The organism is Streptomyces termitum (genome assembly GCF_014650175.1).
GTDB lineage: Bacteria > Actinomycetota > Actinomycetes > Streptomycetales > Streptomycetaceae > Streptomyces > Streptomyces termitum.
In genome coordinates, this window is record NZ_BMUL01000002.1 from 313,586 (window position 1) to 333,562 (window position 19,977).

Here is a 19,977-nt window from a genome sequence, read left to right on the forward strand (position 1 = left end):
GTGAAGGTCGGAATCGTCGGAGCCACCGGTCAGGTCGGCACAGTCATGCGCAGGATCCTGGCCGAGCGGAACTTCCCGCTGGACGAGCTGCGGCTCTTCGCCTCCGCCCGGTCCGCCGGCACGGTCGTCGACGGCATCACCGTCGAGGACGCCTCCACCGCCGACTACAGCGGCCTGGACATCGTCCTCTTCTCCGCCGGCGGCGCCACCTCCAAGGCCCTCGCCGAGAAGGTCGCCGCCCAGGGCGCCGTCGTCATCGACAACTCCTCCGCCTGGCGCCGCGACCCCGAGGTCCCCCTCGTCGTGTCCGAGGTGAACCCGCACGCGGTCAAGGACCGCCCCAAGGGCATCATCGCCAACCCGAACTGCACCACCATGGCCGCCATGCCGGTCCTCAAGCCGCTCCACCAGGAGGCCGGCCTGACCGCGCTGGTCGCCACCACCTACCAGGCCGTCTCCGGCTCCGGCGTGGCCGGCGTGGCCGAGCTCGACGGCCAGGTCAAGGCGGTCGCCGAGGGCGCCGCCGCGCTGACCCACGACGGCGGGGCCGTGGAGTACCCGGAGCCCGGCGTCTACAAGCGCCCGATCGCGTTCAACGTGCTGCCGCTGGCGGGCTCGATCGTCGACGACGGCTCCTTCGAGACCGACGAGGAGCAGAAGCTCCGCCACGAGTCCCGCAAGATCCTGGAGATCCCGGAGCTCAAGGTCTCCGGCACCTGCGTCCGCGTGCCGGTCTTCTCCGGCCACTCGCTCCAGGTCAACGCCCGCTTCGCCCGCCCGATCGGCGTCGAGCGCGCCATCGAGCTGCTGGAGGGCGCCGAGGGCGTCGAGCTGTCCGAGATCCCCACCCCGCTCCAGGCGGCCGGCAAGGACGCCTCCTACGTGGGCCGCATCCGCGTCGACGAGACCGTCGAGCACGGCCTCGCGCTGTTCCTCTCCAACGACAACCTCCGCAAGGGCGCCGCGCTCAACGCGGTGCAGATCGCGGAGCTGGTCGCGGCCGAGCTCAAGGGCTGACCCACCGCTTCCCCGGAGGGGCGGCTTCCCGTTGCGGGGAGCCGCCCCTCCGGCGCGTCCGGCGTGCCACAGTGCCTCCATGGACGCCTCCGCGCACCCGATACCGGTGCCCACCCGCCCCCTGTACGCGGCGGCCGGCTGGCGCACCGGGCCGGGGGTGCCCGACGTGGACGTGTCGGCGCTCCTCCTCGGCCCCGGCGACCGGGTCCGGGGCGACGCCGACCTCGTCTTCTACAACCATCCGGCGCACCCCTCGGGCGCGGTGCGGCACCTGGGCCGGTCGGCGCCCGGCGCGCCCGGGACGCCCGCCGCGGACTGGCTGTGGCTGGACCTCGCCCGGGTGGACCCCGGGGTGGAGCGGCTGGTGCTGGCCTGCTCGGCGGACGGCGGGCCGCTGGGCCGGGTGCCCGGCCTCGACGTGCGGATCGCCGACGCGACCGGGGCGCCGGTCGCCCACCTGCCGGTGGGCGGCGGGGTGCGGGAGTCGGCGTGCGTGCCCGGGGAGTTCCGGCGGGCGGGCGGCGGCTGGTGGTTCCACCCGGTGGGGCGGGGGTACGGGCCGGGCCTCGCCGGGCTCGCGGCGGGCTTCGGGGTGGTGGTGGAGGCGCCGCCGCCGGTGGTCCCCGGCCCGGGGTACGTGGCGGAGCCGGTGCCCGCGCCGCCCCCTCCCCCGGCGCCCCCGGCGGCCTCGGGGCCGTACGGCGGGGAGTTCCGGCCGGTCGCCTACCAGGGGCGCGGACGGCAGGTCCTGCGGTGCGGGCCCGAGCTGCCGGCCGGGCACTGGGTGCTCCTGGAGGCGGAGGCGCACCACGCGCTGTCGACGACGGTGGAGTCCTGCGACGCGCGCGGCCGGCCGGAGGAGTTCCTGCTGGCGGCGTACGAGGACGAGGTGCGGGCCCGGACGGTGGCGCTGGTGCCGCGCTCGCGCCCGCTGGTGCTGCGGATGGAGGCGGAGACGCCGTGGACGCTGCGGGTGCTGCCGCTGTCGCGCGCCCGCCGCTTCACCGGCCGCATCACGGGCACCGCGCACGATCTGGTGGTCTACGAGGGGCCGGCCGGGACGCTGGACTTCCGGCACGCCGGGCGGGCCCCGGCCACGGTCCATCTGCACGCCCCGCCGCACGATCCGCTCTACGACGACGAGGAGCGGGAGCTGCTGGTCAGCGGGGTGGGCGAGCTGCGGGTGAGCGTGCCGGTGCCGGGGCCGGGCCTGCTGCGGATCGGGGCCGACGGGCCGTGGGAATGTGCCGTGCGCCGCTGAGCCGGTGCGTGGAAGGATGGCCCAAACGTCACGAAACCGAGGAGTTGACCGGGTGCCTGGTACGAACCTGACCCGTGAAGAGGCCCAGCAGCGGGCGGCGCTGCTGACCGTGGACGCGTACGAGGTCGAACTGGACCTCACGGGTGCGCAGGGTGGGGGCACCGCCCATGCGAGCGAAGCCGAGTATGGGGGAGGTACCTACCGGTCCGTCACCACCGTCCGCTTCGATTCCGCCGAGGCGGGCGCCGAGACCTTCATCGATCTCGTCGCCCCCGCCGTCCACGAGGCCGTGCTGAACGGCCGCTCGCTGGACGTGGCCGCCGTCTTCCGCGACTCGCGGATCGCCCTGCCGCACCTGCTGGAGGGCCGCAACGAGCTGCGCGTGGTCGCCGACTGCGCGTACACCAACACGGGTGAGGGCCTGCACCGCTTCGTCGACCCGGTCGACGGGCAGGCGTACCTGTACACGCAGTTCGAGGTGCCGGACGCGCGCCGCGTCTTCGCCTCCTTCGAGCAGCCCGACCTGAAGGCGACCTTCGCCTTCACGGTGAAGGCGCCCGAGGGCTGGAGCGTGATCTCGAACTCGCCGACCCCGGAGCCGAAGGACGGGGTGTGGGCCTTCGAGCCGACCCCGCGGATCTCCACGTACATCACGGCCCTGATCGTCGGCCCGTACCACTCGGTGCACTCGTCCTACGAGGGCCCGGACGGGCAGGTCGTGCCGCTGGGCATCTACTGCCGCCCGTCGCTGGCGGAGTTCCTGGACGCGGAGCACATCTTCGACGTGACCCGGCAGGGCTTCGGCTGGTTCCAGGAGAAGTTCGCGTACGCCTACCCGTTCGCCAAGTACGACCAGCTGTTCGTGCCGGAGTTCAACGCGGGCGCGATGGAGAACGCGGGCGCGGTCACCATCCGCGACCAGTACGTCTTCCGCTCGAAGGTGACGGACGCGGCCTACGAGCGGCGCGCCGAGACCATCCTCCACGAGCTGGCCCACATGTGGTTCGGCGACCTGGTCACCATGGAGTGGTGGAACGACCTGTGGCTGAACGAGTCGTTCGCCACCTACACCTCGGTCGCCTGCCAGGCCGCCGTCGAGGGCACCCGCTGGCCGCACGCCTGGACCACCTTCGCCAACGCGGAGAAGACCTGGGCCTACCGCCAGGACCAGCTGCCGTCCACGCACCCGATCATGGCCGAGATCAACGACCTGGAGGACGTGCTCGTCAACTTCGACGGGATCACGTACGCCAAGGGCGCCTCGGTCCTCAAGCAGCTCGTCGCCTACGTCGGCCAGGACGAGTTCTTCAAGGGCGTGCAGGCGTACTTCCAGCGCCACGCCTACGGCAACACCCGCCTGGGCGACCTGCTCGGCGCGCTGGAGGAGACCTCCGGGCGCGACCTGAAGACCTGGTCGAAGGCGTGGCTGGAGACCGCCGGCATCAACATCCTGCGCCCGGAGATCGAGACCGACGAGAACGGCTCGATCACCGCCTTCGCGGTGCGCCAGGAGGCCCCCGCGCTGCCCGCCGGCGCCAAGGGCGAGGCCGTGCTCCGCCCGCACCGCATCGCGATCGGCTTCTACGACCTCGACGCGGACGGCAAGCTGGTCCGCACCGAGCGCCTGGAGCTGGACGTCGAGGCCGCCGGGCTGACCGGGGTGCCGGCGCTGGTGGGCAAGCCCCGCCCGGCGGTCGTCCTCCTCAACGACGACGACCTGTCCTACGCCAAGGTCCGCCTCGACGAGGTGTCCCTGAAGAACGTCACCACGCACCTCGGCGACTTCGCCGAGTCGCTGCCGCGCGCCCTGTGCTGGGCCTCCGCCTGGGACATGACCCGGGACGGCGAGCTGGCCACCCGCGACTACCTGGAGCTGGTGCTGACGGGCATCGGCAAGGAGTCCGACATCGGCGTGGTGCAGTCGCTCCAGGGGCAGGTCAAGGCCGCCCTGGAGCTGTACGCGGCGCCGGAGTGGCGGGACGCGGGCCTGACCCGCTGGACCGAGGCGGCGCTCACCCACCTGAAGGCCGCCGAGGCGGCGAGCGACCACCAGCTGGCGTGGGCGCGGGCCTTCGCCGCGACCGCCCGCACGCCGCAGCAGCTCGACCTGCTGGCCGGGCTGCTGGAGGGCCGCGAGGAGATCGAGGGCCTGGCCGTCGACACCGAGCTGCGCTGGGCGTTCGTGCAGCGGCTGGCCTCCGCCGGCGTCTACGACGAGGCGGAGATCGCGGCCGAGCTGGAGCGGGACCGGACGGCCGCGGGCGAGCGCCACGCGGCGACCGCGCGGGCGGGGCGTCCGACCGAGGCCGCGAAGGCCGAGGCGTGGGCGTCGGTCGTCGAGGACGACAAGCTGGCCAACGCGGTGCAGGAGGCCGTGATCGGCGGCTTCTCGCAGCCCGACCAGCGCGAGCTGCTCGCCCCGTACACGGCGAAGTACTTCGCCGCGATCAAGGGCGTGTCGGAGACCCGCAGCCACGAGATGATCCAGCAGATCGTGGTCGGCCTCTACCCGACGCTCCAGGTCTCGCAGGAGACGCTGGACGCGACGGACGCGTGGATCGCCGAGCACGACCCGGTGCCGGCGCTGCGGCGCCTGGTGACGGAGTGCCGGGCGGGCGTCGAGCGGGCGCTGAAGGCCCGCGCGGCGGACGCGGCCGCCGCGTAGCCGTCCCCTTCCGGACAGGAAGAAGGGGCGCCCTCCCCCAGGGGGGCGCCCCTTTTCCGGTCCTGCGGCCCTGCCGCCCGCCTACCGGCTCGCGCGCTCGAAGCGGGCGCGCAGGTCGGCGGCGCCCTCCTCGGTCAGGACGCCGTGCAGGCGCATGCGGGCCACGCCGCCGTCCGGGAAGGCGTCGAGGCGGACGTGGGTGACGACCGCCTGGGCCTGGAGGGCGAAGCGGTGGAGGGTGTCGGGCTGGAGGCGGGTGCGGGGCAGGATCTCGAACCACTCGCCGGTCTCGCCGTTGCGGCCCTGGAGGGCGATCCAGCCGGCCGAGTTGCCCTTGAGGTAGGCGGTGTCGATCTCGACGGCGCGGACGGCGCCCTGGGCGGGGAGGCGAAAGCGCACCCAGTCGTTGGTGCCCCGGACCCGGCGGCGGCGGTTCTCCCAGCCGTCGTCCATCTTGCGGGAGGTGCCGGGCAGGATGATCTGCGTCGGCGAGGAGTAGAACTTGTCCGAGGCGTCCTCGTACGAGCCGCCGTTGAGGACCGAGAGCAGGTCGACGGTGCCGAGCAGGCCGAGCCACTCGGGGTCGGGGAGCACCTCGCCGTGGACGCGGAAGCGGGCGATGCCGCCGTCGGGGTGCTGGCAGAGGCGGACGTGGGTCCAGCGGCGGTCGCTGTCGATCGCGAAGCCGTTGGCGGCGTGGCCGCGCACGGGGGTGGGCGGGACGAGCTCCTCCCACGTGGCGTCGAGGAGCTCCTCGGGGCCGGGGCTGCCCTCGACGGCGGTGGCCTGGACGCTGATCTTCTGCGGGTAGTTGCCGCGGAAGTGGGCGGTGTCGACGATCAGGCCCCTGATGACGCCGGGGGCGCCGAGGCGGACGATCGCCCAGTCGTGGTCCTCGGGGGCCGGGAAGGGGTTCTCGCCGTCGGTGCCGCGGCGACGGCGGGTCTCCCAGCCGTCCATGATCTTGCCCTTGTGGCCGAAGTGCTCGGGGTCGAAGACGGCCCGCTCGCGCAGGAGCAGGTTCTCGCGCTCGGCGAAGAACTCGTCGTTGGCGGCGACGACACCGCCGCCGAGGCGGCGGTCGGCGAGGTCGACCAGCTCGGTGAAGGGGAAGTCCCCGGTGCGGTAGTCGGCGTAGGGGTCGCCTCCGCCGTAGGGGGCGGCGTCGTTGGCGTGCGGGTCCTGGGCGTCCTCGTGAGCGGTCATGGCTCCGACTGTCCTCCCCCGGCCGCCCGGGGTCCATCGAATGTTTTCGACAGGTCTTTTCAGTTCTCCTGAAAGGTCTCCCGGTCGGCGGCGGCCCGGTGGAGCGCGCCGAGGACGGCGGCGACGGCCGGTCCGTCCTCGGCGCCCCGGCGGACGGCGGCGACGACGTGCCGGCGCGGCTGGTCGGCGGCGAGGACCCGCATGACGACCCCGGCGCGGCGCTCGGCGGCGGCCATCCGGGGCACGAGGGCGACGCCCATCCCGGCCTCGACCATGGCGAGGATCGCGGTCCATCCGGCGGCGCTGTGGGCCTGCTCGGGGACGAAGCCGGCGGCCTCGCAGGCGGCGGTGGTGATCTCGGACCAGGGGCCGGAGCCGCCGAAGATCCAGGGCTCGCCGGAGAGGTCGGCGAGCCGCAGGCCGGGGGCGGCGGCGAGCGGGTGCCCGGCGGGGAGGGCCAGGTCGAGGGGGTCGGCGAGGAGCGGGACGCGGGTGAAGCGGGCGTCGCGGGCGGTGGGGGCGTGCGCGGCGAGGGAGAGCGCGAGGTCGACGTCGGCGGCGGCGAGGAGTTCGTACGCCTCCGCCGCCTCGGCCTCGCGGACCCGGAGGTCGAGGCCGGGGCGCTCGGCGGCGAGCAGGGTGACGGCGGGGACGACGAGGGCGGGGACGGCGGTGGAGAAGGCGGCGATCCGGATGCGTCCGGCCGCACCGTGCCGCTGGGCGGCGAGTTCGGCGTCGGCCCGCTCCAGCTGGGCGAAGACGGCCTCGGCGTGGCGGAGCACCAGGTGGGCGGCGTCGGTGAGCCGGACCCGGCGGCCGTGCGCCTCCAGGAGCGGCACGCCGAGCTGCCGGGCGAGGTTGGTGAGCTGCTGGGAGACGGCCGAGGGGGTCATGAGCAGGGCCTCGGCGGTGGCGGTGACGGTGCCCCGGTCGCGGAGGGTGCGCAGGATGCGGAGCTTCTTGATGTCCCACTCGGTCATGGGCGCAACCTACGGCACCGGCCCGCGCCGTCCCCCCGGGGGCGGGGTCGGCGCGGGCCGGGGGTCCGGGGGCGTCGGGAGGCGCCTACCGGCGGGCCGGTACGGCTCCCGGGAGCCCGGCGGGCTGCTCGGCGGGCGGCTCCGCCGCGGGCCCGGCGGGCGGCTCGGCGGCGGGTCCGGCGGGCCGTGCGGCGGCGGGCTCCTCCGCGGCGGGTCCGGCGGGCCGCTCCGCCGGCTTCTTCGCCGGGGTGAGCTGGCCGGCCAGGGTGGCGCCGAAGGCGATGACCATGCCGAGGAGCTGGACGGGGCCGAGGGCCTGGCCGAGGGCGGCCCAGCCGATGACGGCGGCGGTGATCGGGGAGAGCGGGCCGAGCAGGGTGACGGCGGAGGCGCTGAGCCGCTCGATGCCCCGGAACCAGAGGAAGTAGGAGATCGCGGTGTTGCCGAAGGCGAGGTAGGCGTAGCCGGCCAGGTGGGTGCCGGTGAGGGCGGGCGGGGCGCCTTCGACGAGGAGGGCGAGGGGGAGGATGAAGAGGCCGCCCGCGCTGAGCTGCCAGCCGGTGAGGGCGAGGGCGCCGACGCCCTCGGGGCGGCCCCAGCGCTTGGTGAGGACGACACCGGCGGACATGGAGAGCGCGGAGAGCAGTCCGGCGACCACGCCGACGAGGTCGAGGGCGGCGCCCGCCTTGAGGACGACGAGGCTGACACCGAAGGCGGCGGCGACGGCGGTGAGCAGGGCCCTCGGGGTGGGCCGGTCGCCGAGGAGGAGCGCGGCGAGGCCGACGACGAAGAGCGGGCCGACGGAGCCGACGACGGCGGCGACGCCGCCGGGGAGGCGGTAGGCGGCGAGGAAGAGGAGGGGGAAGAAGGCGCCGATGTTGAGGGCGCCGAGGACTCCGGCCTTCCACCACCAGGCGCCGGTGGGGAGCTTGCGGGTGAGGGCGAGGAGCAGGAGGCCGGCGGGCAGGGCCCGCATGAGGCCGGTGAAGAGGGGCCGGTCGGGCGGCAGGAACTCGGTGGTCACGAAGTAGGTGGAGCCCCAGGAGATCGGGGCGAGGGCGGTGAGCGCGACGACGGCGGCCTTGCGGGACATGGCGGGTCTCCCCCTGGAGCGGCGCGGTCCCGGTCCGGGACCCGACTGGCTTGGCGGTAATTAACTTAGCACTAAGCTACTTACTTGCAAGTGGCTTTGTTGCCATCGACCGCCCGGGAAGGGAACACTGAGGTCATGAACACGCAGCCCCCCGCCCACGACCCCGTCGACGCGATCATCGACCAGTGGGCCGTGGTCCGCCCCGAGCTGGAGACCCTCCCCATGGAGGTCTTCGGGCGGATCTACCGGCTCTCCGCCGCCATGCGCGGCAAGGTCGACAAGGCGTACTCCCCCTACGGGCTGGCGCTCGGGGAGTTCGACGTCCTCGGGACCCTGCGCCGGTCCGGGGAGCCCTACACGCTGTCGCCGCGCGAGCTGACGGCCACGCTGATGATCACCACCGGCGGGATGACCGGCCGGCTGGACAAGCTGGAGAAGGCGGGACTGCTCACCCGCAACCCGGACCCGCACGACCGGCGCGGACTGCGCGTCACGCTCACCGAGCGCGGCCGGGAACTGGCCGACCTGGCCGTCGCGGCGGGCCTGGACCGGCAGCGCGAGGCCCTGGAGTCGGCCCTGACCGAGGAGGAGTCCCGGCAACTGGCCGGCCTGCTGCGCAAACTCCTCGCGACCACGGCCTGAGCCGGGGCGTCACCCGGACCGGGCACGCACACCGGCCGGGGCCGCGCCCGGACCGGGCGCGGACGTGCGAGGGCGCCGCCCGGCCGTGCGGCCGGGCGGCGCCCTCGGGAGAGACGGACGGAGGCGGTTACGCCTGCTTGCGGGACTTGTCGAGGACCATCACCAGGCCGGCGATGACCAGGAACAGCACCAGCGGGGCGGCCACGAACAGGCCGAGGGTCTCGATGACCTCCAGCTTGGGGGCGGGGTCGTCACCGTCGTCGCGGGTCAGCGCGAGCGCGGGGGACGACATGAGCAGCATCATCAGCGTCGTACCGGCCGCGACGGCGCCGGCGCGCAGGGCGTTCTTCTTGTCCACGGTGCAAAAGTAGCGAACGCCTAGACGGCCCGCGCGCCCGGGGGTGCCGTACGGGCTCCGACCCCCTCCGCGACCGTCCGCAGGAGGGCGTGCGCGCGGGGCGCGGCGGCGATCCGCTCCAGGGTGAGCGGCTGCCCGTCGGGACCCGCGACCGGCAGCCGCCAGTTGGGGTACTCGTCCCAGGTACCCGGCAGGTTCTGCGGCCGGCGGTCGCCCACCAGGTCCGGCAGCCACACCCCCACCAGGCGGGCCGGGGTGCGGGTCAGGAACCGGTGCACGGCCCGGACCTCGGCCTCCTCGTCGCCGGGACCCTCCGGGAGCAGTCCGAGCCGCTGGAGGAGGTCCAGCCACTCGGCCGTCTCGGCGGCGTCGGCGGCCCGCTCGCGCTCCGGGTCGCCGGTGAGCAGCCCGAGCCGGCGGCGCAGCAGCACGTGGTCGCCGGAGAGCCGGGCGGCGGTGGACGGCAGGTCGTGGGTGGTGGCGGTGGCCACGCAGCCGGCCCGCCACGCCTCCGGCGGCAGCGGGGCGCCGCCCCCGTCCCAGTCCCGCTCGAACCAGAGCACCGAGGTGCCCAGCACCCCGCGCCGGGCCAGCGCCTCGCGGACGCCGGGCTCGACGGTGCCGAGGTCCTCGCCGACGACGAGGGCGCCCGCCCGGTGCGCCTCCAGGACCAGGACGGCGAGCATCGCGTCGGCGTCGTACCGGACGTAGGTGCCCTCGGTGGGCTCGCTCCCCTCCGGCACCCACCACAGCCGGAACAGGCCCATGACGTGGTCGATCCGCAGCGCGCCCGCGTGCCGCAGGAGCTCGCGCAGGAGGCCGCGGTACGGGGCGTACCCGGCGGCGGCCAGGGCGTCCGGCCGCCACGGCGGCAGGCCCCAGTCCTGGCCCCGGGCGTTGAAGGCGTCGGGCGGGGCGCCGACCGACATCCCGGCGGCGAAGTCGCCCTGCCGGGCCCAGACGTCGGAGCCCTCCGGATGCACCCCGACGGCCAGGTCGTGGACGAGGCCGACGCCCATCCCGGCCTCCCGGGCGGCGTCGGCCGCCGCCCCGAGCTGCTGGTCCGTCAGCCAGGCGAGCCGGCAGTGGAGGTCGGCCCGGGCGGCCAGCTCCGGGTCGGCCCGGACGGCGGCCGCCGCCCCCTCGGGGGTGCGCAGCGCCTCGGGCCAGGAGCGCCAGTGCGGGCCGTGCCGCTCGGCGAGGGCCCGGTGGGCGGCGTGGTCCTCCAGGGGCCGGCCGCGCTCGGCGAGGAAGTCGTGGAAGCAGGCCCGCCGGCCGGGTCCGAGGTCGACGGCGGCGAGGAGCTCCAGGGCGCGGAGCTTGAGCGCCCACACGGCGTCCCGGTCCACCGGGGCGCCCTTGGCGAGGACGCCCTCGCGCAGTTCGGCGGCGGCGGCGAGGAGCCGGTCCAGTTCGCCCCGGTGCCGCGGGTCGACGTGGGCGTACTCGGGGACGTCCTCGATCCGCAGGTGGACGGGGTCGGGGAAGCGGCGCGAGGAGGGGCGGTACGGGGAGGGGTCGGAGGGGGCGCCGGGCATGCCCGCGTGCAGCGGGTTGACCTGCACGAAACCGGCGCCGTGCGCGCGGCCCGCCCAGGAGACCAGCTCGCGCAGGTCGCCGAGGTCGCCCATGCCCCAGGAGCGGGTGGAGAGCAGCGAGTAGAGCTGGACCAGGAGGCCGTACGCGCGCGGGCCGGGGTCCGGCAGGCGGTCGGGGGCGACGATCAGGGTGCTCCGGCCGGTCCGTCCGTCGGACGCCTCGGCGTCCACGGTGTGCACGCCGTGCGGGAGCCCGGCCCAGTCGCCCTCGTGGACGGCGCCGTCCTCGGTGGTGACGCGGAGCCGGGTCCCGGCGGGGAGCCCGTCCGGCGGGCGGACGGGCTCCCCTCCGGTGTGCCGGACCAGGGTGGCCGGGAGCAGCCGCTCCCGGTCGGCCCGGTCCGCCTCGGCGAGGGCGGCCCCGACCGCCTCCGGGGTGCCGGCGTCGACCCCGAGGGCGGCCAGGACCGCGACGACGGTGCGGTCGGGCACGGGGACGGTGCGGCCGTCGGGCGGGCTGAACTCGGTGGCGACGCCGTGACGGGCGGCGAGGCGGGCCAGGGTCACTTCTTACACTCCGGGGGACTCCGTGCCGCCCGCGGTGCCGGGGGCGGTGGGCTCGCTGGTGAGGGGGGCCGCGCCGGTCAGCGGTGGTTCGCTGGTGAGGGGCGCGGCGTCGGCGAGCGGCGGCTCGCTGGTCAGGGGCGCCGCGTCCGGGGCGGGTTCGCCGATGAGGGGCGCGTCGCCGGGGGCGGGCTGCTGCGGGATCCGTATCCGTCCGGAGTGGTGGCGGGCGGTCGTGGTCACGGGGATCTCCCGGTTCGTGTCGACGGAGGCCGGTGGTGCGGCGGGTGGCCGCCGGCCGTGGGGAGGGAACGGGTGAGCCCTACCCAGCCGGCCCCTCTTCGCCCCTTTTACCGGGGGAATGTGGCCGAAGGGCGACAGCTCGCCGATGAATCGCGGGGCAAACGCGACACTTCGGCCGGGTGCGTTGACACGTCCGTGCGACGGGTGGTGGGCTCGTGACCTGCTCGTGACCGACCGGCCGGGCGGGGAACGCCCCCTGACGCTCCGGCGGCTCCCCGGCCGAGGCGAAGGGAGACCCCGTGACGCCCGTGCGCCCGGGACGCGGACCTCGTACCGCGACGGCCGCGGCGGTCGCCGCCGCCGTCATCGGCGGACTCCTCTGCGGCGCCGCGCCCGGAGCGGCCCTGGCCGCCCCCCTGCCGGGGGCGGCCGCCGCGCCCTTCCCGCCCGCGCCGGCCGCTTCGGCACCGGCCGCCCCCTCGCCCGCCGCGGCCGGGCCCGCCGCGCCCCGGACCGGCGCGGCCGTGCCCGCCGTATGGCCCCGGCCGCAGTCGCTCGCCGCCGCCGGGCCCGCCGTGCGCCTCGGCGAGCGGGTCACCCTGGTCGCGGACCCGGACGCCGATCCGTACGCCCTGGCGGAGCTGCGGGAGCTGCTCGCGCGGGCCGGGGTGCGGACCGTGCACGAGGGGCTGCCGGGCGCGGGCCCGGTGGTCCGGGCCTCGGGGCCGTCCGGGGCGGCGGCGGGGGCGGTGCTCGACGCCTTCGGGGTGCCCGCGCGGGGCGACCTGCCGGGCGGCGGCTACCGGCTGGCCACCGGCCGGTCCGGCGGCCGGGAGACGGTCGTCCTGGACGGGGTGGGCGAGGACGGGCTGTTCCACGCGGTGCAGACGCTGCGCCGGCTCCTCGGGGAGGGGCCGGACGGGGTCGGCGGCACGGTGCCGGGGGTCGTCGTCCGGGACTGGCCGGGGACCGCCGAGCGGGGTGTCGCGGAGGGCTTCTACGGCACCCCGTGGACGACGGAGCAGCGGCTCGCCATGGTCGACTTCCTGGGCCGCACCAAGCAGAACCGCTATCTGTACGCCCCGGGTGACGACCCGTACCGCGCGGCGCGCTGGCGCGAGCCCTATCCGCGGGCGCAGCGGGAGGGGTTCCGGGCGCTGGCCGAGCGGGCCCGCGCCCGGCACGTGACGCTGGGCTGGGCGGTGGCCCCGGCGCAGTCGATGTGCCTGTCCTCGGCGGCGGACGTGGCGGCGCTGACGCGGAAGCTGGACGAGATGCGGGAGCTGGGCTTCCGCTCCTTCCAGTTGCAGTTCCCGGACGCCGGGTACGGCGAGTGGACCTGCGACGGGGACGCGGACGCCTTCGGGCGGGACGCGGCGGGCGCGGCGCGGGCGCACGCGCGCGTGGCGAACACGGTGGCCCGTCACCTGGCCGGACGGTACCCGGGCTCCGAGCCGCTGACGGTGCTGCCGACGGAGTACTACCAGGAGGGCGCCAGCGCCTACCGCTCGGCACTGGCCGGGGCGCTCGACCCCGGGGTGCGGGTGGCGTGGACGGGCGTCGGGGTGGTGCCGCCCGCCATCACCGGCGGCGAACTGGCCGGGGTGCGCGGGGCGCTGGGCCGCCACCCGCTGGTCACCATGGACAACTACCCGGTGAACGACTACGCGCAGGACCGCCTCTTCCTGGGGCCCTCCACGGGCCGGGAGCCGGCCGTGGCCGCCGGGTCCGCCGCCTATCTGGCGCACGCGATGGAGCAGCCCGCCGCCTCCAGGATCGCCCTCTTCACCAGTGGGGACTTCGCCTGGAACCCGCGCGGCTACCGGCCCGCCGAGGCGTGGCGGGCGGCGGTCGACGAGCTGGCGGGCCCCGACCCGGCGGCGCGCGAGGCGCTCGGCGCCCTGGCGGGGAACGCGGCCTCCTCGCTGCTCGCCCCCGAGGCGGAGTCGGCGGAGCTGAAGCCGCTGATGGCGGCCTTCTGGTCGGCCCGGTCCACCGGCCCCGCGGTGGCCCGGGAGAAGGCCGGGCGGGAGCTGCGGGCCGCGTTCACCGTGATGCGGGAGGCGCCGGAGCGGCTGGCGGGCACGGCGGGCGGCGCGCTGCGCGCCGAGGCCGGGCCGTGGCTGGCGGAGCTGTCCCGGTACGGGGCGGCGGGCGAGGCGGCCGTGGACATGCTCCTCGCGCAGGCGCGCGGGGACGGGGCGGCGGCCTGGCGGGCGCAGTTGCGCCTGGAGCCGCTGCGGGAGCGTCCGGCGGAGCGCCGGGCGACGGTCGGCGCCGGGGTCCTGGACCCGTTCCTGGAGCGCGCGGTGCGGGAGTCGGCGGCCTGGACGGGCGCCGACCGGGCGCCGGAGCACGGGGTGGACCGGGCCGCCGGGTCGTACACGCTGGAGCTGGACGGGGCGCGGCCGGTGGAGACGGTGACGGTGATGGCCGGGCCGCCGACCGGGGCGGAGCCGGGCCGGGACGGGGTGCGCAAGCCGGTGCACGCGCGCGTGGAGGCGCGGGTGGCGGGCGTCTGGCGGTCGCTGGGGCCGCTGTCCGCCTCCGGGTGGACGCAGACCGAGCCGAAGGGGCTGCGGGCCGAGGCGCTGCGGGTGGTGTGGGACGGCGAGGGTCCGGCGCCCGAGGTGCGGTCGCTGGTGCCGTGGTTCGCGGACGGGCCGCGCGCCGGGCTCGAACTGGCCCGGGAGTCCGCGGACGTGGAGATCGGCGGCCCGGCGGGGCGGGTGGAGCTGGACCTGACGGGGCGGCGGGCGGCCGGGGTGCGGGGCCCGCTGGCCGCGCGGGCGCCCGAGGGGGTCACCGTACGGCTGCCGAAGGAGGCGTCGGTGGAGCGCGGCGGGCGGACCCGGGTGCCGCTGGAGGTGTCGGTGGCGCCGGGCACCCCGTCCGGGGAGTACCGGGTGCCGGTGTCGTTCGGCGGCGGGGAGCGGGTGCTGACGGTGCGGGCCTTCCCGCGCGCGGGCGGCCCGGACCTGGCGCGGACGGCGACGGCCTCCTCCTCCGGCGACGAGACGCCGGACTTCCCGGCCGCGCTGGCGGCGGACGGCGATCCGGAGACCCGCTGGTCCTCGCCGGTCGACGACGGGGCCTGGCTCCAGCTGGAGCTGGCCGCGCCCGCCCGGGTGGGGCAGGTGGTGCTGAACTGGCAGGACGCCCATCCGAGCCGCTACCGGGTGCGGGTCTCGGCGGACGGGCGGACCTGGCGGACGGCGGCGACGGTCGCGGACGGGCGGGGCGGCCGGGAGTCGGTGCGGATGGACGAGGCGGACACCCGCTTCGTCCGGGTGCAGGGCGAGAAGCGGGCCACCGAGTACGGCTATTCGCTCTGGTCGGTGGAGGCGTACGCGGTGGAGGAGAAGGCGGAGGAGAAGCCCGAGACCCCCGGGACCGGGGAGAAGGCCCCCGGAGCCGGTACGGACGAGGACGCGGGCGCGGACGCGCCGGAGGAGGGCGCCGCCCCCTGAGCGGCGGCGCCCCGGCGCCGTGCCCGTATCCGCGTCCCACGAGCCCCCGGAAACGCGGAAGGCCCGGATCAGCCCGTCGTCAGCACCCCCGCGGGGATGTCGGCGACGGAGTCGATCCGGGCCATCACGTCCTCGGCTCCGTACGGCCTCAGATAGGGCAGCCAGCGGGGGTCCCGGTGGCCGGTCCCGATGATCCGCCAGGCGAGGCCGGTGGGCGGGGCGGGCTGGTGGCTCAGCCGCCAGCCCAGTTCCCTCAGGTAGCGGTCGGCCTTGAGGTGGTTGCAGCGGCGGCAGGCCGCCACCACGTTCTCCCAGGCGTGCCTCCCTCCCCTGCTGCGCGGGACGACGTGGTCGACGCTGGTGGCGACCGCCCCGCAGTACATGCAGCGCCCGCCGTCGCGGGCGAAGAGGGCCCGGCGGGTGAGGGGGACGGCCCCGCGGTGGGGGACCCGCACGAAGCGGCTCAGCCGGATCACGCTGGGCGCGGACACGATCCGGCGCTCGCTGTGCAGGAAGGCGCCGGACTCCTCCAGGCACTGGGCCTTGTTCTCCAGAACGAGGACGAGTGCGCGGCGGAGCGGTACGACGCCCAGGGGCTCGTACGACGCGTTGAGGACCAGGACATGCGGCACGGATGCCTCCTATGGCGCCGGCGGCGCGTGGCTCGCGCCGGGACGAACTGCTCTCAGTCTCTCCTCATGCCTGGTCGGAGCGCCAGCACGTTCCCGTGACGGACGGGAGCGGGAGCGGCGTGTTCTCGGCCACATCGGCATGTCTTCCGGGTATGTGCCCGGGTGAGGTCCGTCTCTCCCTCGAACACGGCAACGGGTGCACGCGAACAGCCCCGTTAGGGTGGACGACCTGCGTACGCGATGCCTGGAGGTTCTTCCGTGTCCTGGTCCGTCCTAGGGGCCGCCACCGAGCCCGACCCGATTCCCGTGACGCTGGACGAGGCTGCGGCGCGCGCCACCGACGCGGCGAGCTGGGTCGAGGAGAACTGGTCCACCTGGCTCAACACCGGTCTGCGGATCCTGGTGATCGTCTTCGTCGCCGTGATCCTGCGGATGGCCGTCCGGCGCGCCCTGACCAAGCTGATCGACCGCATGAACCGCTCCGCCCAGGCGGTGGAGGGGACCGCGCTGGGCGGGCTGCTGGTCAACGCGGAGCGGCGGCGGCAGCGGTCCGAGGCGATCGGTTCGGTGCTGCGCTCGGTGGCGTCGTTCCTGATCCTGGGCACGGCCGGGCTGATGGTGCTGGGCGCCTTCAAGATCGACCTGGCGCCGCTGCTCGCCTCGGCGGGTGTGGCCGGTGTGGCGATCGGTTTCGGCGCGCGGAACCTGGTGACGGACTTCCTCTCCGGCGTCTTCATGATCCTGGAGGACCAGTACGGCGTCGGTGACTCGGTCGACGCGGGCGTGGCCTCCGGCGAGGTCGTCGAGGTCGGGCTGCGGGTGACGAAGCTGCGCGGCGTGGACGGCGAGATCTGGTACGTGCGCAACGGCGAGATCAAGCGGATAGGGAACCTCAGCCAGGGCTGGGCGACGGCGGGCGTGGACGTGACGGTCCGGCCGACGGAGGACCTGGACGAGGTGCGGTCCGTGATCGCCGGGGTGGGCGAGGCGATGGCCAAGGACGAGCCGTGGAACGAGCGGCTGTGGGGTCCGGTGGAGGTGCTGGGCCTGACCGAGGTGCTGCTCGACTCGATGACGGTGCGGGTCTCGGCGAAGACCATGCCGGGCAAGCGGCTGGGCGTGGAGCGGGAGCTGCGCTGGCGGATCAAGCGGGCGCTGGACGAGGCGGGCATCCGGATCGTGGGCGGGCTGCCGCCGCAGGCGGAGGAGGCGGCGGCCGATCCGTCGGCGGGCATGGCGGCCCCCTCGGTGTTCGCGAACGCGGCGTCGCCGCAGTCGGCGGCGGCCACCCCGCTGCCGAAGCCGGACCTCAACAAGCCCTGAGACAGGGGCTTTCGGCACCCCCGACGGGTAACGCTCCGGTTGCCGTCGGGGGTGTCGTGCGTGTGCGGGTATTGACGCCCCGGTGGCGGCCGTCCTACCGTCCTCCCACCGAATAGGAAACCTTCCTAACAGTGGGCCGGGAAAAAGCCGCCGCCGGCGGCGCGCCACAATGGCCCGACGAGCGTCGAAGGGCAGGTGCGATCCCATGGCCGCAACCCAGGGCATCCCGGGCACCCCGCGGGTGCTGCGGGCCATGAACGACCGTGCCGCGCTCGACCTCCTCCTGGAGCACGGCACCCTCTCCCGCACCCGGATCGGCAAGCTCACCGGCCTGTCGAAGCCGACCGCCTCCCAGCTCCTGGCCCGCCTGGAGGCCGCCGGGCTCGTCCGCGCCACCGGCACCACCGCCGGCCGGCCGGGCCCCAGCGCCCAGCTCTACGCCCTCGACCCGGGCGCCGGGCACGCCGCCGGACTCGACGTCAACCAGGACCGGGTCCGCGCCGCCGTCGCCGACATCACCGGCACCGTCGTCGGCGAGTACGAGCTGCGCACCCAGGGCCGTACCGGCGACGGCGTGGTCCGGCAGGTCACCGACGCCCTCGACGGGGCCGTGAAGGCCGCCGGGCTCACCCGCGCCGACGTCCGCCGCCTGGTCATCGGCACCCCCGGCGCCTTCGACCCGGCCACCGGCCGCCTCCGCTACGCCTCCCACCTGCCCGGCTGGCACTCCCCCACCCTCCTGGAGGAGCTGGCCGCGGCCCTGCCCATGCCCTTCGAGTACGAGAACGACGTCAATCTGGTCGCCGTCGCCGAGCGGGCCCTCGGCGCCGCCCGCGGCCACGACGACTTCGTCCTGCTGTGGAACCAGGAGGGCATCGGCGCCGCCGTCGTCCTCGGCGGCCGGCTGCACCGCGGCTTCACCGGCGGCGCCGGCGAGGTCGGCTTCCTGCCGGTCCCCGGCACCCCCCTGGTCCGCCAGGTCACCAAGGCCAACTCCGGCGGCTTCCAGGAGCTCGCCGGGGTGCAGGCGGTGCCCCGGATCGCCCGCACCGCCGGCCTCGACACCCCCGAACGCCCCTACGTGCCGGTCGCCTGCGGGCTCCTCGCGCGGGCCGCCGAGACCCCCGACGAGGGGCCGTACGCCGACCTCCTCGACCGGTACGCCGAACGGCTCGCCACCGGCCTCGCCTCCGTCGTCGCCGTCCTCGACCCCGAACTGATCGTGCTCTCCGGGGACGTCCTCGTCGCCGGCGGCGAACCCCTGCGGGCCCGCGTCCAGGCCGAACTGGCCGACCTCGCGGCCTCCCGCCCCCGGCTCGTCCTCACCTCCGTGCCCCGCGAGCCCGTCCTGCGCGGCGCGCTGGAGAGCGCCCTCGCCGCCACCCGCGACGAGGTCTTCGACACGTCCCGCTGACCGTCCCGGAAGACCTCCCCCAGAACCGCCCCCGGGCCCGCACCGGAGCCCCGGGGCCCGCACCACCCGTCCCGCCCCGCCCCTCGCCCCACGGGAGACCCGTCATGCCCGCACGCCTCCGCGCGGCCGTCGCCGCGCTCGCCGCAGCCTCCTCGCTCGCCCTCCTCTCCGCCTGTACCGGCTCCCCGTCGACCGCGACGAGCGACGACCCGAACGCGCAGACCACCATCACCTTCTGGCACGGCTGGGCCGCCCCCTCCGAGGTCGCGGCGATCAAGGCCAACGTGGACCGCTTCACCAAGGCCCACCCCAACATCAAGGTGAAGACCGTCGGCGGCATCAACGACGACAAGCTCAACCAGGCGCTGCGCGCGGGCGGTTCCAACGGACCCGACGTCGTCTCCTCCTTCACGACGTCCAACGTCGGCAAGTTCTGCGCCTCGGGCGCCCTCGCCGACCTCAAGCCCTTCATCGAGAAGGACAAGCTGGACCTCGACAAGATCTTCCCGAAGGTCCTCCAGGACTACACCCAGTTCGAGGGCAGGCGCTGCTCGCTGCCGCTGCTCTCGGACGCGTACGGCCTCTTCTACAACAAGGACGCCTTCCGCGAGGCCGGGCTCGACCCCGAGGCCCCGCCGAAGACCTGGTCGCAGTTCACCGAGGTCGCCAAGAAGCTCACCAGGCCCAAGGGCGACTCCTACGAGCGGGTCGGCTTCATGCCGACCTACCTCGGCTACGAGACCGTCGTCTCGCACTACATGTCGCAGTGGAAGCACGACGGCTACTTCGGCAAGGACGGCAAGTCGGCCGTCGCCACCGACCCCGGCTTCGCCAAGATGATGACCTACCAGAAGTCCCTGGTGGACGCGCTCGGCGGCTTCGAGAAGCTCGACCGCTACCGCACCTCCTTCGGCGACGAGTGGGGCGCCAAGCACCCCTTCCACACCGGCCAGGTCGCCATGCAGCTGGACGGCGAGTGGCGGCTGAACTTCGCCAAGGACGCCAAGGTGCCCTTCGAGATCGGCGTCGCGCCGCTGCCGGTCGCCGACGACGAGGTCGCCGAGTACGGCAAGGGCTACCTCTCCGGCACCATCATGGGCATCGCCCCCCAGAGCAAGAAGCAGAACGCCGCCTGGGAGCTGGTCAAGTTCATGACCACGAACACCGAGGCCGTGGTCGGCTTCGCCCAGGACATCGGCAACGTGCCCTCCACCCTGGACGCCCTGAACTCCCCCGACCTGAAGGTCGACGACCGCTTCAAGGTCTTCCTGGACATCGCCCGGCACCCGGCCTCCACCACCTCCGACGGCGCCATCAACGGCTCCGCCTACCAGGACACCCTCCAGAAGTTCTCCCAGCAGTACGAGAAGGGCAAGGTCGCCGACCTGAAGAAGGGCCTGGAGGAGACCGCCGCCCAGATCGACCGCGACATCGCCGCGGCGAAGTGACGGCCGGCACCCGCCCATGAGCACGGACACCCTGACCACGAAGGCGGCGGCCGCCCCGGCCGCCGCCCCGCCCCGGGGGCGCAACACCCTGCGCGCCCGGCGGCGCCGCGACGCGCTGCGCAC

Annotated in this window: 15 protein-coding genes; 8 read left to right on the plus strand and 7 right to left on the minus strand. The window is 75.4% G+C overall.

The window, feature by feature from the left end; translation table 11 throughout:
• The 3 genes from IE219_RS04765 (at position 1) to pepN (ending at position 4,943) form a co-directional block, all read left to right on the plus strand.
• On the plus strand, positions 1–1,017 hold the full coding sequence (locus IE219_RS04765) for an aspartate-semialdehyde dehydrogenase (RefSeq protein WP_189975239.1): 1,017 nt from the start codon (positions 1–3) through the stop codon (positions 1,015–1,017).
• Positions 1,018–1,096: 79 nt separating this feature from the next.
• A complete protein-coding gene (locus IE219_RS04770; RefSeq protein ID WP_229849585.1) occupies positions 1,097–2,278 on the plus strand; it encodes a TerD family protein in 1,182 nt (393 codons plus the stop codon).
• A 52-nt stretch (positions 2,279–2,330) separates the two neighbouring features.
• A complete protein-coding gene (gene pepN, locus IE219_RS04775) occupies positions 2,331–4,943 on the plus strand; it encodes an aminopeptidase N (protein ID WP_189975240.1) in 2,613 nt (870 codons plus the stop codon).
• An 81-nt stretch (positions 4,944–5,024) separates the two neighbouring features.
• Here pepN and alc read toward each other — a convergent pair whose 3' ends face one another.
• The 3 genes from alc to IE219_RS04790 form a co-directional block, all read right to left on the minus strand.
• A complete protein-coding gene (gene alc / locus IE219_RS04780) occupies positions 5,025–6,149 on the minus strand; it encodes an allantoicase (protein WP_189975241.1) in 1,125 nt (374 codons plus the stop codon).
• 59 nt (positions 6,150–6,208) lie between these two features.
• Entirely contained in the window at positions 6,209–7,129 is a 921-nt protein-coding gene (locus IE219_RS04785; protein WP_189975242.1) for a LysR substrate-binding domain-containing protein, read from the minus strand.
• 85 nt (positions 7,130–7,214) lie between these two features.
• Complete coding sequence (locus IE219_RS04790; RefSeq protein ID WP_189975243.1) at positions 7,215–8,222, minus strand: EamA family transporter; 1,008 nt, start codon at positions 8,220–8,222, stop codon at positions 7,215–7,217.
• Positions 8,223–8,357: 135 nt separating this feature from the next.
• On the opposite strand from IE219_RS04790, the gene IE219_RS04795 reads away from it, so the two are divergent.
• Positions 8,358–8,864: a MarR family winged helix-turn-helix transcriptional regulator gene (locus tag IE219_RS04795; protein WP_189975244.1), complete on the plus strand. Its 507-nt coding sequence runs from the start codon at positions 8,358–8,360 to the stop codon at positions 8,862–8,864.
• Between the two features lie 127 nt (positions 8,865–8,991).
• On the opposite strand, the gene IE219_RS04800 is transcribed toward IE219_RS04795, so the two are convergent.
• From IE219_RS04800 to IE219_RS04810, 3 genes are read right to left on the minus strand one after another with little or no spacing between them, the layout of a single operon-like run.
• Positions 8,992–9,222, minus strand: coding sequence for a hypothetical protein (locus IE219_RS04800; protein WP_189975245.1), 231 nt, complete (start codon positions 9,220–9,222; stop codon positions 8,992–8,994).
• A 20-nt stretch (positions 9,223–9,242) separates the two neighbouring features.
• A complete protein-coding gene (malQ, locus tag IE219_RS04805) occupies positions 9,243–11,327 on the minus strand; it encodes a 4-alpha-glucanotransferase (RefSeq protein ID WP_189975246.1) in 2,085 nt (694 codons plus the stop codon).
• A gap of 3 nt (positions 11,328–11,330) precedes the next feature.
• Positions 11,331–11,534, minus strand: coding sequence for a hypothetical protein (locus tag IE219_RS04810; protein ID WP_373298775.1), 204 nt, complete (start codon positions 11,532–11,534; stop codon positions 11,331–11,333).
• Between the two features lie 341 nt (positions 11,535–11,875).
• Here IE219_RS04810 and IE219_RS04815 point away from each other — a divergent pair, with 341 nt between their 5' ends.
• Positions 11,876–15,037 carry a beta-N-acetylglucosaminidase domain-containing protein gene (locus IE219_RS04815; protein WP_189975504.1) on the plus strand — a complete coding sequence of 1,054 codons (3,162 nt, stop codon included), beginning with the start codon at positions 11,876–11,878 and terminating at the stop codon, positions 15,035–15,037.
• 68 nt (positions 15,038–15,105) lie between these two features.
• Here IE219_RS04815 and IE219_RS04820 read toward each other — a convergent pair whose 3' ends face one another.
• The gene (locus IE219_RS04820; RefSeq protein WP_189975248.1) at positions 15,106–15,669 is read right to left on the minus strand and encodes an HNH endonuclease; all 564 of its coding nucleotides are present in this window, start codon (positions 15,667–15,669) and stop codon (positions 15,106–15,108) included.
• A gap of 240 nt (positions 15,670–15,909) precedes the next feature.
• Between IE219_RS04820 and IE219_RS04825 the strand changes: the two genes are divergently transcribed.
• The 3 genes from IE219_RS04825 (at position 15,910) to IE219_RS04835 (ending at position 19,854) form a co-directional block, all read left to right on the plus strand.
• Positions 15,910–16,992: a mechanosensitive ion channel family protein gene (locus IE219_RS04825; protein WP_189975249.1), complete on the plus strand. Its 1,083-nt coding sequence runs from the start codon at positions 15,910–15,912 to the stop codon at positions 16,990–16,992.
• 205 nt (positions 16,993–17,197) lie between these two features.
• Positions 17,198–18,406: an ROK family transcriptional regulator gene (locus tag IE219_RS04830; protein ID WP_189975250.1), complete on the plus strand. Its 1,209-nt coding sequence runs from the start codon at positions 17,198–17,200 to the stop codon at positions 18,404–18,406.
• Between the two features lie 104 nt (positions 18,407–18,510).
• Positions 18,511–19,854, plus strand: coding sequence for an ABC transporter substrate-binding protein (locus IE219_RS04835; RefSeq protein WP_189975251.1), 1,344 nt, complete (start codon positions 18,511–18,513; stop codon positions 19,852–19,854).
• Positions 19,855–19,977 lie beyond the last annotated feature (123 nt).

Coding starts and splice junctions, on each gene's coding strand:
- IE219_RS04795 (WP_189975244.1), top strand. CDS start 8,358: ATGAACACGCAGCCCCCCGCCCACGACCCCGTCGACGCGATCATCGAC.
- IE219_RS04770 (WP_229849585.1), top strand. CDS start 1,097: ATGGACGCCTCCGCGCACCCGATACCGGTGCCCACCCGCCCCCTGTAC.
- IE219_RS04790 (WP_189975243.1), bottom strand. CDS start 8,222: ATGTCCCGCAAGGCCGCCGTCGTCGCGCTCACCGCCCTCGCCCCGATC.
- IE219_RS04785 (WP_189975242.1), bottom strand. CDS start 7,129: ATGACCGAGTGGGACATCAAGAAGCTCCGCATCCTGCGCACCCTCCGC.
- alc (WP_189975241.1), bottom strand. CDS start 6,149: ATGACCGCTCACGAGGACGCCCAGGACCCGCACGCCAACGACGCCGCC.
- IE219_RS04830 (WP_189975250.1), top strand. CDS start 17,198: ATGGCCGCAACCCAGGGCATCCCGGGCACCCCGCGGGTGCTGCGGGCC.
- IE219_RS04825 (WP_189975249.1), top strand. CDS start 15,910: ATGCCTGGAGGTTCTTCCGTGTCCTGGTCCGTCCTAGGGGCCGCCACC.
- IE219_RS04835 (WP_189975251.1), top strand. CDS start 18,511: ATGCCCGCACGCCTCCGCGCGGCCGTCGCCGCGCTCGCCGCAGCCTCC.